Below are 11,714 nucleotides of genomic sequence, written 5' to 3'. Positions count from 1 at the left end.
CTAGACAATCTCTTCGGTCACGCTGCGCGTGTGGTCGATGCGCTCTTGCACGCGCACATGCCAGAACATCACGAAGACAGCGAAGATCAGCAGGCCTTGCGCCAGGAGATAGAGCCCGAGCGGGAAATGCAGGAACCAGAGCCGGTTGAGCGACAGGGCATAGACGATGACGACGATAACGGCGCACAGCACGGCCGCGAGCGTCGTGATGGCGACGGCCAGCGTCCGCAATTGATGCCGGTCGCGCACCGCGGTCTCGACCGCATGCTCCGTATCGGGCCCTTGCCCCGTCACGCTCCCTCCTCCCCAACTCCACCAAGCAGGTAGCAGTTAGGCGCACGCTTGCAAACTAGCCTTGGGATGCAATTTGCGCCGAAACATGGCAGAGAGTCGACGGGATGTCGCCGGAGGGAGGTGCGCAAGATGCTCCAGGAATTCAAGGAATTCGCGCTGCGTGGCAATGTGGTGGACATGGCGGTCGGTATCGTCATCGGCGCCGCCTTTTCGACCATCGTCAAATCGCTGGTGGACGACATCATCATGCCGCCGATCGGCGTCCTCACTGGCGGGGTCGACTTTTCCAACATCTATATCCCGCTCAGCGGCGCCGACTATGACTCCTTGGCCCAGGCCCGGGAGGCGGGTGCGCCGACCATGAATGTCGGCTTGTTCATCAACAGCGTGATCAGCTTCACCATCGTCGCCTTCGTCCTGTTCATGGTGATCAAGGCCATGAACCGGCTGCGCCGCAAGCAGGAGGAAGCCCCGGCGACCGAGCCGCCGCCCTCGCAAGAGGTGGTGCTGCTTCAGGAAATCCGTGACGCGCTGGTGAAGCGCGGCTAGAGCGAACGCGCTCAAGCAGGCCAGAGGCCGGTAGCGCAAGTGAACGCGCTCAAGCAGGCCAGAGGCCGGTAGCGCAAGTGAACGCGCTCAAGGTAGCCAGAGGCCAGTAGCGCAAGTTTAAGAGTCCTACCAGCTGACGCGCATGCCGGCCGATAGCGCCGAAGTTGCCCGCGATCGTCTCGCCACTCCCGCCGGCAAACACCGAGCCGGAATAGTTGATGGTGCCGGATGCGCCGCCCGGCACGCGCTTACCAGTTGTAGCGCATGCCGCCCTTGACGCCGACGCCTTCGGTCTGCTCGGCGAAGGTGTAGTCGAATTTGGCGAAGACCGCGGTCTGGGCGCCCGGGTTGAAGAAGTTCACCCCGGCCGAGACGACGCCCCAAACCTCCTCGGGGTCGTCGGTGAACTTGAAGGTCGTTCCGCCCGAGGTCAGCGTCGTCGAATGCGAGCCCGATAGGTTGCTCCACAGGCTGCCGACCACGAAGGGCTCCATGGTGGTGCCCTCCCAGACTTCGCTGCTGGTGCCGAGGCGCATGCCGACGCGGCCGCGCACATCCTCGTCGTCGTTGAAGTCTATGCCGTTGCCGTCGAGCGCGAAGTCGTCCGTCTCGTTCCACGAGACGGCGATGGTGGCCAGCGGCTCGAAGAAGGGACCGTGCCGCACGCCGCCGAAGCGGTAGCCGGTATCGGTCCGGAAACCGTAGGTCGTGCTGTCCAGCTTGTCCGGGAAGCCGCGGACGTCGCTCGGGTCGAGCTTGAGGAACTGCGCCTTGAACAGCGTGTCGACGAACAATCCGCCATTCAGATAGGTGGCGTAGGCGCCGGCCTCGGCGCCTCCCAGATGAAAGTTGCGGCTCAAGGACTTGTACTCGAGCGAGGACTCGACCGCGCCGCCGAGCACGCCGAACACCAGGATGTCGCCGTCGGCGAACAGGTCCCGCTTGCCGAAGTCGATGCCGGTCTCGAAGGTCCAGATGTCGAGTTCACGGTCGAGATTGTAGCGGTAGGTCTTGCCGTTGGCCTTGGTGGTGGCGTTGTCCTCCAAGTCCAGCCAGGCCCCGGCGCCGCGCACCCATACGCCCGGCGTGAAATTATAGAGCTGCTGGCAGCGCACCACGTCTTGCCGGCGGGCCGGATCGTTACAAACCGAGCCCTCCGCCAGCAGCGCGCGCAGATCCGTGCTCTGGTCGAACCACGTCTCCGTCGTGTTGTGGAACGTGTCGTGGGTGAAGGTCACGACATGCGGCAGGATATGCGAGCCGCCGCCCGGATGGTTCTTGAGCTCGAACACGCCACTGCCCGTCGGGCGGAAGATCAGGTCGTAATCGAAGAAGCCCGCGTCGATCGGCTTCTCCAGATAGAAATTGCTCTTGCTCACGTCGCCCTCGACGAAGACGACGGGGATACCCTTCCGGTCGAGTTGCGCCGCGCCGGGATTGGTGTTCAGCACCTGAACGAGCGTCTTGCCGGTCACGTCGCCTTCGACGATGAGAATGTCCGATTTCGACGTTTTGGGGCCGCCGAGGAAGGTGTCGACCTTCAACGTGGAATCGCCCGAGCCGTCGAAGCTGAGGTCGGTGCCGCCGACGGTGTTCGAGATCATGAACACGTCGCCCTGCTTGCCGTCCTGCATGGTGATGACGCCGCGGTTCTGAACTGCTCGAGTCCCTCGAAGCTGGTGAACTCGCTGTTGTTGCGGTCGTCCGCCGTGCGCAACGTGGCGCCGGAATTGTTGATGAATACGTCGCCGCCGCCGCCGAAATAGCTCGTCTGCATGGCGTTGAATTCGCCGCCGCCATTGTTGTTGAAGATGTCGCGGTTGCCGGTGAGGTCGATGAAGCCGGTGATCAGTCCCGTATTGTTGATCGTGGTGCTGGCGCCCTCGGTGTCGATGGCAAGCCCGCTGCCTGCCGAGATCGAGCCGCTATTGGTAATCGTCGTCGAGGTGGCGCTATAGGTATAGATGCCGACCGTCGTGCCGTAGATCTCGCCCGAGTTTTGAATCTCGATCGGCGAGGACGGTTCATAAGTCTGGGCGTAGATGCCGTAGCCGAACACGCCGCGGGCGCGCACGGTGCCGCTGTTCACGATGGTCAGTGCGCTGTTCTCGCTGAATGTCGCGGCGTAGATGCCGTCGGAGAGGAAGCCCCGCGTTTCGATGTCGCCGCTGTTGACGATGGAGAGATCGCCGTTGGTTCCGTAGGTCGCCGCGTTGATGCCCTCGGCGAACCGCCCCCGGGTGTTGATCGTGCCGCTGTTGTTGATGCTGATCCCGGCATTCCGGCCCACGGTCGTGGCAAAGACGCCCTCGGCCTCTTCGCCCCGCGTGAAGATATCGCCGCTATTCACGACCGAAAGATCGCTGTTGCGCCCGGTGGTAGCGGCGTTGACGCCGTCGCCATTTAGGGCCCGCGTCGAGATCCCGCCGCTGTTGACGATGGAGATCGAGCTCGATCTGGCGAAGGTGGCCGCCTCGATGCCAATCGCGCCCAGGCCCGTGGTGGCAATGTTGCCGCTATTGGTGATCGTGATCGGGCTGCTTGGAGCCAAGATGCTGGTATTGGCGGAAATGCCCATCGCCAGCGCGCCGGCGGTGGCAATGTCGCCGCTATTGGTAATGTTGATCGGACTGAATGGTCCAATCGTCAGGGCTTCGATGCCGATCGCGGCCGCGCCGACGGTGGCGATGTCGCCGGAATTGTTGATGTCGATCGAGCCGCCCAAGGCGCCCGTAGCGGTCGCGATACCGATGGCGGCGCCGCCCGCGGTGGCGAAGTTTCCCGTGTTGGTGAAATCGATCGATGCCAGACCGAAGGTGGTGATGATGGCGCACGTTCCGGGAAAGACGCAGTTCTGATTATTGGTGATGTCGACCGATACCAGCGAGCCGGTGATGTTCACCGCCTGCTGCGCCGAGACGGGCGCGGGTGCGGCGGCGACCAGGGTCGAGACCAGGGCCGTGCCGGCCAGCAGGATGCGGCGCTCGGCGCGCTTGAGAAAGATCCGCGCCGGCCGCGAGGGCGCTTGAGTGGACGTGGACTCCGCATCGGCGCGCAAATCACGCCTGCGGCGATGCAACCGCCCCATTTCAAGCCCCCCACTTAACTGTCCCCAGCCAATTGTGGCGGGTTTTGGCGCGCTTACCAGCCCCCGGCGCCGAATCGTCCACAGGCTGTGGCGCCAGAAGACTTTTCCGTTCATCGGGGGCCGTAGAGATTCAACGTTCGTCTGGGAGCTGTTTTGAAAAACAGTTCTCCTTTTAAGGCTCTATCGGAACAAAGTTCCACTTTTTCTATTATAATCTCTTTTTGGAAGAATTATTTTTCAGTACTGTCCCCCATATTGAGGGGGACGCTCGGGACCGGCCCGAGAGTGACCGGACAGGCGCGCGACATGATGATCGACTTCATCGACGCAGATTTCGCGGCGAACGCATCGGGTACAGCTGCGTCCGGGCCGCGTCCCGCGGCGCCTCGCGGCATCTCCCATGCCCAGCGCCGGTGTGATCTTGCGCCTGACAAGCCGTCACGTTTCGAGTACACGAGCGCCTCGGTCGAGGCGCAACGCGTTGCGAGGGTTGCCTAAACATGTTCATCACCGTCCGCTTGCCCGACGGCACCACCCACCGCCTTGAAGCCCTCGAGGGCTGGCGCGTGATGGAGGTGATCCGCGATTGGGGTCTCCCCATCAAGGCGGAGTGCGGCGGGGCTTGCGCCTGCGCGACCTGCCATGTGTGGGTGGACGAGGGCTGGGTCGGCAAGCTCGTGCCGCCGACCGACGAGGAAATGGAGATGCTCGACGGCGCCTTTCAGGTCGACGAGCGCTCCCGTCTGTGCTGCCAATTGATCATGACACCCGAGCTCGACGGGCTCGAGGTGGAGCTCGCGCCGGAAAGCTTGACCGACGCGCCCGAGGAGCCGATGGCGGTGGGAGGCCGGGGCTGATGCGCACCTTCCCCATCTTCGTGAGCTTCGACGGCAGGCCGCCTTTGGTGGTCGGCGGCGGCGAGCTTGCGGCCATCAAGACGCGCCTCCTGTTGAAACGGGCGCCCGTGGTCGAGGTCGCGGCGATGGAGCTCGTGCCCGAGCTTGCCAAGCTCGCCGAAGCCGGACAGGTCGCGCGTCTCACCCCGCAGCCCGGCATCGATCAGGTGCGTGGCCGCCCGCTCGTCATCGCCGCCACCGAGGACGACGCGGAGGACACGCGTGTCTCGGCCATGGCCCGGGCGCTCGGCGTGCCGGTGAACGTGCCGGACCGTCCCGAGCTTTGCACCTTCGTGCTGCCGGCGATCGTCGACCGTGGCGAGGTCACCGTGGCCATCGGCACCGCCACGGCGGCGCCCGTGCTGGCGCAGCGTCTCCGGGCTTGGCTCGAGCGCGAGCTGCATCCGCGCCTCGATGCGCTGGCGAAGCTCGCGGGTGAGTTCCGCGGCCGCGTCGCCGAGCGCGTCCCGTCCGGTCCGCCGCGGCGGCGATTCTGGGAGGCGGTGTTCGAAGGCGCCGCCGCCGAAGCCATGCTGGAAGGCGATGAGCCGAAGGCCCGTGCGCTGATCGACGAGGCGATCGAGAAGGCGACCGGCGAGGGCGCATCGCAAGGGCGCGTGCTTCTGGTCGGCGCCGGTCCCGGCGACCCCGAGCTTCTCACCATGAAGGCGGTGCGCGCGCTGAAATCCGCCGATGTCATTTTCTACGACCGCCTGGTCGGCGATGGCGTGCTCGATCATGCCCGCCGCGAGGCCGAGCTGGTGCCGGTCGGCAAGGCCAAGGGCGCCCATAGCGTGCCGCAGAGCGAGATCAATGCCCTGCTCGTCGCCCGCGCCAAGGCCGGCCAGACCGTGGTGCGGCTGAAAGGTGGCGATCCCTTCATCTTCGGCCGTGGCGGCGAGGAGCTCGATGCGCTGCGCGCCGAAGGCATCGCCATCGAGATCGTGCCCGGCGTCACCGCCGGCATCGCCGCCGCCGCGAGCTTACAGATTCCGCTCACCCATCGCGACGTGTCTCACAGCGTGACCTTCGTCTCGGGCCATGAGGCGAGCGGTCAGGAGCCGGGGTTCGAATATCTCGATCTCGCCGCTCTCGCCGCCGGCAAGAACACGCTCATTGTCTATATGGGCGTCACCACCGCATCCGCCGTCGCGCAGAAGCTGCTTGAGGCCGGTTTCCGGACCGGGCTGCCGGTGCTCGCCGTGGAGAACGCCAGCCGCGACACCGAGCGCCGCGTCGCCACCACCATCGCCGCCCTTGCCGCCCATCCGGAAAGTCTGGGGCTCAAGAGCCCGGCGGTCCTGATCTTCGGCGAAGTGGCTGGGCTGCCGGCATCCGGCGTCGTCGAGGACATCCTCGCATCCGAGGAGGTCAAGCGCGCCTATGGCTAAGCCTAACGTCATCACCGCCAACCGCCTCACCGACGGCGTTGTCGTCTATCTCGCCGCCGAAGGCCAATGGACGGAAGCCATCGCCAACGCGCAAGTCGCCGAGGGCGAGGAAGAAACCAAGGCGCTTGAAACCATCGCCGAGAACGCCGTGCGCGAGCGCGAGGTTGTCGGCGTCTATCCCATGCCGGTCGCGCTGGTTGACGGCGCGGTCGATCCGCTTTCCGTGCGTGAGCGCATCCGCGCCGCCCACCGCACAACACTGACGAAGGACTGGTACGATGTACCGCTATGATGAGTTCGACCACGCTTTCGTTCGCGATCGCGTGGCGGAGTTCAAGGACCAGGTCGAGCGTCGCCTATCGGGCGCGCTGAACGAGGAAGAGTTCCGACCGCTTCGTTTGCGGAACGGGCTCTACCTGCAGCTCCACGCCTATATGCTGCGCATCGCCATTCCCTACGGCGTGCTGTCGTCGCGGCAGCTGCGTCAGCTCGCCATGATCGCCCGCACATGGGATCGCGGCTACGGCCATTTCACCACGCGGCAGAATCTGCAGCTCAACTGGGTGAAGCTGGTCGACATCCCCGATGTGCTGGCCGCGCTCGCCGACGTCGAGATGCACTGCATCCAGACCAGCGGCAACTGCGTGCGCAACGTCACCGCCGATCCCTATGCGGCCGCAGCCGTCGACGAGCTCGAGGACCCGCGTCCCTGGTGCGAGATCTTGCGCCAATGGTCGACGTTGCATCCGGAGTTCAGCTGGCTGCCGCGCAAGTTCAAGATCGCCATCTCCGGCGCCGCCGAGGATCGCGCCGCGACCGCCTTCCACGATATCGGCCTTCGCATCGTCAAGGGTCCGAACGGCGAGAACGGCTTTCGCGTGCTGGTCGGCGGCGGCATGGGCCGCATTCCCTATGTCGGCCAGGAGATCCGGTCCTTCCTGCCGAAGGAGCATCTGCTCTCCTACATCGAGTCGATCTTGCGCGTGTACAATCTGTTCGGCCGCCGCGACAACATTCACAAGGCCCGCATCAAGATTCTCGTCAACGCGCTCGGCATCGACAAATTCCGCGAGGAGGTCGAGGCCGATTGGGAGGCGACGCACAAGTCCGCCGTCGATCTGCCCGAGGACGAGAAGCGGCGCATCATGTCTTATTTCGCGCCGCCCGATCTGCCGCCGCGGCCTGCCCGCGACGAGGCGGTCGCCGCGCGCCGCGCCTCCGATCCCGCCTTCGCCAATTGGTACAAGCACAACGTGCTCGCCCATCGCGTGCCGGGCTATGCCTCGGTGGTGATCTCGCTGAAAGAGCCGGGCCGCACGCCGGGCGATGCGTCCTCCGACGCGATGGACCTGGTCGCCGATCTCACCGAGCGCTTCGGCCATGACGAGGTGCGCGTCAACTACACCCAGAACCTGGTACTGCCCCATGTGGCCATCGCCGACGTGCCCGCGCTGTATGACGCGCTGGTGCCGGCGGACCTCGCCACCGGCAATAACGAGCTGCTCGGCGACATGATCTGCTGCCCGGGCCTCGACTACTGCAACCTCGCCAACGCGCGCTCGATCCCCATCGCCAAGGAGATCGCCAAGCGCTTCGAGGATCCCTCGCGCCAGGAAGAGATCGGCCAGTTGCGGCTGAACATGTCGGGCTGCATCAATGCCTGCGGGCATCACCATTCCGGCAATATCGGCATTCTCGGCGTCGACAAGAAAGGCACCGAGCTCTACCAAATCACGCTCGGCGGCAATCCGAAGGACAGCGCCTCGGTCGGCACCATCATCGGCCCGGGCTTCCGCGCGGAAGCCGTGCCGCAGGCCATCGACACCATCGTCGACACCTATATCGAAAACCGCGACGAGGGAGAGAGCTTCCTCGAAACGTGGCGGCGCGTGGGCGCGGCGCCCTTCAAGGAGGCTCTTTATGGTGCTCGTTGATCTCGCCACCGGAAGGCTCGTCGCCGAGCCCGACGAGGTCGCCACGGTGTTGGAGCCCGCGGCCGACGAGACCGCGCTCGCCGCCGCGGCCGGCGGCAATGCCGGACCCATCGCCATCGCCTTTCCGAGCTTCACCGACGGGCGCGGCTTCAGCCTCGCGCGCCTGCTGCGCGAGCGGCACGGCTTCAAGGGCGAGATCAGGGCGATCGGCTATCTCATTCCCGATCAGGCGCAGTTCCTGCTGCGCTCCGGCTTCGACACCGCCGAGATCGCCGATCCGGAAGCCGAGCGCGTGTGGAAGGCCTCGCTCGAGCGCATCAGCCGCAACTATCAGCCCGCCGTCCGCAACACCCTGCCGCTGCGCTGGGAGCTTCGCGCAAGGCCGCGCTGGCGCTCGATGAGACGCTGCGCCAGACCGACGATCTCGTGGCCCGCATCAAGGCGGTGGGCGAGCATATCGAAGGGCGCATCGCCTTCTCGACCAGTCTCGGCCTGGAGGATCAGGCCATTCTCCACGCCATCGCCAAATCCGGCATCGCCAAGTCTGGCGCCGACAAGTCGGGCGACGTCGACGTGTTCACCCTCGACACGGGCCGCCTGTTCCCCGAGGTGCTGGAGACCGTCGAACTGTCGGAGCTGCGCTTCCGCCTCCGCATCCGTCTCGTCACGCCGGAAGCGGCCGAGGTCGAAGAGCTCGTCGCCCGCGACGGCGTGTTCGGCTTCCGCCACGCCATCGAGAACCGCAAGGCCTGCTGCGAGATCCGCAAGGTGCGTCCCCTGAACCGCGCGCTCGACGGCGCCCAAGGCTGGATCACGGGCTTGCGCCGCGAGCATTCCGACGCACGCTCCGACGTGCCGTTGGCCGCCTGGGACGCCGAGCGCGGGCTCACCAAGGTGAACCCGGTGGCCGACTGGTCGACGGAAACGCTGATGGATTACATCGCCGCCAACAACATCCCCGTGAATCCGCTGCACGCACGGGGCTTCGTCTCCATCGGCTGCGCGCCGTGCACCCGCGCTATCCAGCCCGGCGAGAACCCGCGCGCCGGCCGCTGGTGGTGGGAGAACGAGGAGAAAAAGGAGTGCGGCCTCCACGTGAACGAGAACGGGAAAGAAAAAGAGAAAGCCGCATGACCGCGCTCACCTCGCATCTGAAGCTTCTCGAAGCCGAGAGCATCCACATCTTCCGCGAGGCGGCGGCGCAGTTCCGCACGCCCGTGCTGCTCTATTCCATCGGCAAGGACTCCACCGTCCTGCTGCATCTGGCGCGCAAGGCCTTCTGGCCGGCCAAGCCGCCGTTTCCGCTGCTCCACGTGGACACCACCTGGAAGTTCCACGACATGATCGCCTTCCGCGACCGCACCGTGAAGGAGCTCGGCCTCGATCTCATCGTGCACACCAACCACGACGGGCTCGCCCGCGGCATGAACCCGTTCGATCATCCGCCGTCCATCTATACCGACATCATGAGACCCCAGGCTCTGCGCCAGGCGCTAGACGCCGGCGGTTTCGACGCGGCCTTCGGCGGCGCCCGCCGCGACGAGGAGGCGAGCCGCGCCAAGGAGCGCGTGTTCTCCTTCCGCGCCGCCGGTCATACCTGGGACCCGCGCCTGCAGCGTCCCGAGATGTGGCAGCTCTTGAACGGCCGTCTCGGCCGGGGCGAGACCGTGCGCGTCTTCCCGCTGTCCAATTGGACCGAGGGCGATGTGTGGCGCTACATCACGCTCGAGAAGCTCGACGTGGTGCCGCTCTATTTCGCCGCCGATCGCCCCGTGGTGGAGCGCAATGGCCAGCTTCTCATGGTCGACGACGAGCGCATGCGCTTGCTTCCGGGAGAAGCGCCGCAAACGCGCAAGGTGCGTTTCCGTACGCTCGGCTGCTATCCGCTGACCGCGGCCGTCGAATCGGAAGCGGCCGATCTCGACGCCGTGGTGACCGAGACCTTGGAGGCGCGTGTGTCCGAGCGGGCGGGGCGGCTGATCGACCACGATCAGGCCGGCGCCATGGAGATGAAGAAGCGTGAGGGTTACTTCTGATGAACTTGGCTGCGCTCGAAGAAAGAACCTCGCCCGGCACCGCTCATGCGCCCGGCCAGAAACTGGGCCCCATGGTCCGGCTTCTCACCTGCGGCTCGGTCGATGACGGCAAGTCCACGCTGATCGGCCGTCTGTTGTGGGACGCGGCCGGCGTCACCGACGACCAGCGCGCCGCCATCCTGCATGCCTCCCACAACCGCGCGGTCAACGGCGAGCGCATCGACTTCTCGCTGCTGCTCGACGGCCTCGTGGCCGAGCGCGAGCAGGGCATCACCATCGACATCGCCTGGCGCTATTTCGAGACCGAGCGCCGCCGCTTCGTCATCATCGATTCTCCGGGCCACGAGCAATACACCCGCAACATGGCCACCGGCGCCTCCCATGCCGATCTCGCCATACTGCTGGTCGATGCTCGTCACGGCGTGAAGCGTCAGACCCGCCGCCATGCCGCCATCTGCAATCTCGTCGGCATTAAGAAGGTCATTGTCGCCGTCAACAAGATGGACCAGATCGATTGGTCGGAAGAGCGCTACCGCGCCATCGAGGCGGACTTCGCGGCCCTCGCCGGCAATTTCGATTTTGCCGAGACCACAACCATTCCGGTGGCGGCGCTCACCGGCGCCAATGTGGTCGCCCGCTCGGCGGAGATGGCCTGGTACACCGGCCCGACGCTGCTCGACTATCTCGAGAACGTCGATCCCAAGGTCGAGCCGGAGGATGCGCCGTTCCGCATGCCGGTGCAGCTCGTGCTGCGCGCTTCGGGCGATTTCCGCGGCTATGCCGGCACCGTCACCTCGGGCACGATCAGTGTTGGCGACCGCGTGGTCGATGCGCGCAGCGGCCTCGGCGCGACCTTGCGGCGAATTGCCACCATGGACGGCGACCAGCCCTCCGCCCAGAAGGGCGATGCCGTCACCCTCGTGCTCGACACCGATCTCGATATCTCGCGTGGCGCCGTGCTGTCGGAGATCAAGCGCCGGCCCGTCAACGCCGACGTCATCGAGGCGCGCCTCGTCTGGCTCTCGGAAAAATCCTTCGATCCGGAAGCCGGCTATCTGTTGCGTACCGCCACCGATCTCACGCCGGTCACCTCCATGAGCGTGTCGGCTTTGGTGGACTTCGAGACGCTTGGCGTAACGCCCGCCCATGAATGCGGCGTCAACGACATCGCCGATTGCCGCATCCTGCTCGGCCGGGCCACCGCGCTCGACCTGTTCGGCGACCTCCCACTCACCGGCAATTTCGTGCTGGTCAACGCCGTCGATGGCGCTACCGTGGCGGGTGGCGTGATTACCTGGGTGCAGACAGGCGCGGCCGCCGTCGGCGACAATGTTCTTGTCCTCGACCGTGCGCGTCTGGCAGGGCTGTGCTCTGATCTCGGCGATTCCCCGGCCGATCGTGCCGAATTCGAGCGGCGTGCCCAAGAAGTGGCAATTCTGCTACGCTCGGCGGGGGTTCCGGTTCTGATCGAAGCTGACCAATAATAACGGTGCGATCTCGCCGGTAGCGTAGGGGGAGGCTCTCAT

The 11,714-nt window shown here is 65.5% G+C and carries 12 protein-coding genes and 1 pseudogene; 9 read left to right on the top strand and 4 right to left on the bottom strand.

The window, feature by feature from the left end; translation table 11 throughout:
* Window positions 1-294 carry a DUF4212 domain-containing protein gene (locus tag AUC69_RS03880; RefSeq protein ID WP_069440991.1) on the bottom strand — a complete coding sequence of 98 codons (294 nt, stop codon included), beginning with the start codon at window positions 292-294 and terminating at the stop codon, window positions 1-3.
* 129 nt (window positions 295-423) lie between these two features.
* Here AUC69_RS03880 and mscL point away from each other — a divergent pair, with 129 nt between their 5' ends.
* Window positions 424-843: a large conductance mechanosensitive channel protein MscL gene (gene mscL / locus AUC69_RS03875; protein ID WP_069441065.1), complete on the top strand. Its 420-nt coding sequence runs from the start codon at window positions 424-426 to the stop codon at window positions 841-843.
* Window positions 844-1,091: 248 nt separating this feature from the next.
* Here the strand turns inward: mscL and AUC69_RS03870 are convergent, their stop codons facing one another.
* Window positions 1,092-2,477 carry an autotransporter outer membrane beta-barrel domain-containing protein gene (locus tag AUC69_RS03870; RefSeq protein ID WP_069440990.1) on the bottom strand — a complete coding sequence of 462 codons (1,386 nt, stop codon included), beginning with the start codon at window positions 2,475-2,477 and terminating at the stop codon, window positions 1,092-1,094.
* Window positions 2,444-3,931 carry a beta strand repeat-containing protein gene (locus tag AUC69_RS03865; protein ID WP_141700573.1) on the bottom strand — a complete coding sequence of 496 codons (1,488 nt, stop codon included), beginning with the start codon at window positions 3,929-3,931 and terminating at the stop codon, window positions 2,444-2,446. Before AUC69_RS03865 ends, AUC69_RS03870 begins: the two co-directional genes overlap by 34 nt.
* A 500-nt stretch (window positions 3,932-4,431) precedes the next feature.
* On the opposite strand from AUC69_RS03865, the gene AUC69_RS03855 reads away from it, so the two are divergent.
* The 4 genes from AUC69_RS03855 to AUC69_RS03840 are packed head-to-tail and all read left to right on the top strand — an operon-like array spanning window position 4,432 to window position 8,152.
* Window positions 4,432-4,788 (top strand): 2Fe-2S iron-sulfur cluster-binding protein, encoded by a 357-nt coding sequence (locus AUC69_RS03855; RefSeq protein ID WP_069440987.1) that lies wholly within the window; start codon window positions 4,432-4,434, stop codon window positions 4,786-4,788.
* Window positions 4,788-6,218 (top strand): siroheme synthase CysG, encoded by a 1,431-nt coding sequence (gene cysG / locus AUC69_RS03850; RefSeq protein WP_069440986.1) that lies wholly within the window; start codon window positions 4,788-4,790, stop codon window positions 6,216-6,218. The genes AUC69_RS03855 and cysG overlap by 1 nt, the downstream gene beginning before the upstream one ends.
* A complete protein-coding gene (locus AUC69_RS03845) occupies window positions 6,211-6,510 on the top strand; it encodes a DUF2849 domain-containing protein (protein ID WP_069440985.1) in 300 nt (99 codons plus the stop codon). The genes cysG and AUC69_RS03845 overlap by 8 nt, the downstream gene beginning before the upstream one ends.
* Window positions 6,497-8,152, top strand: a complete 1,656-nt coding sequence (locus AUC69_RS03840; RefSeq protein WP_069440984.1) for a nitrite/sulfite reductase — start codon at window positions 6,497-6,499, stop codon at window positions 8,150-8,152. The genes AUC69_RS03845 and AUC69_RS03840 overlap by 14 nt, the downstream gene beginning before the upstream one ends.
* Here AUC69_RS03840 and AUC69_RS18265 read toward each other — a convergent pair.
* Window positions 8,124-8,333: a hypothetical protein gene (locus AUC69_RS18265; RefSeq protein ID WP_069440983.1), complete on the bottom strand. Its 210-nt coding sequence runs from the start codon at window positions 8,331-8,333 to the stop codon at window positions 8,124-8,126. The genes AUC69_RS03840 and AUC69_RS18265 overlap by 29 nt on opposite strands.
* On the opposite strand from AUC69_RS18265, the pseudogene AUC69_RS18260 reads away from it, so the two are divergent.
* The 4 genes and pseudogenes from AUC69_RS18260 to AUC69_RS03820 all read left to right on the top strand — a co-directional run.
* Window positions 8,262-8,453 (top strand): annotated as a pseudogene (locus tag AUC69_RS18260) (DUF934 domain-containing protein); the annotation flags it as partial. The gene AUC69_RS18265 and the pseudogene AUC69_RS18260 overlap by 72 nt on opposite strands.
* Window positions 8,447-9,286 (top strand): phosphoadenylyl-sulfate reductase, encoded by an 840-nt coding sequence (locus AUC69_RS03830; protein WP_244500079.1) that lies wholly within the window; start codon window positions 8,447-8,449, stop codon window positions 9,284-9,286. The pseudogene AUC69_RS18260 and the gene AUC69_RS03830, both read left to right, overlap by 7 nt.
* Entirely contained in the window at window positions 9,283-10,188 is a 906-nt protein-coding gene (cysD, locus tag AUC69_RS03825; RefSeq protein WP_069440982.1) for a sulfate adenylyltransferase subunit CysD, read from the top strand. The genes AUC69_RS03830 and cysD overlap by 4 nt, the downstream gene beginning before the upstream one ends.
* Window positions 10,188-11,672: a GTP-binding protein gene (locus AUC69_RS03820; RefSeq protein ID WP_069440981.1), complete on the top strand. Its 1,485-nt coding sequence runs from the start codon at window positions 10,188-10,190 to the stop codon at window positions 11,670-11,672. Before cysD ends, AUC69_RS03820 begins: the two co-directional genes overlap by 1 nt.
* Window positions 11,673-11,714: the final 42 nt, after the last annotated feature.

It is taken from the genome of Methyloceanibacter superfactus, assembly GCF_001723305.1.
Taxonomy (GTDB): Bacteria; Pseudomonadota; Alphaproteobacteria; order Rhizobiales; family Methyloligellaceae; genus Methyloceanibacter; species Methyloceanibacter superfactus.
Note: the sequence above shows the minus strand (reverse complement) of the source record. Positions and strands in the feature narration are given on the sequence as shown.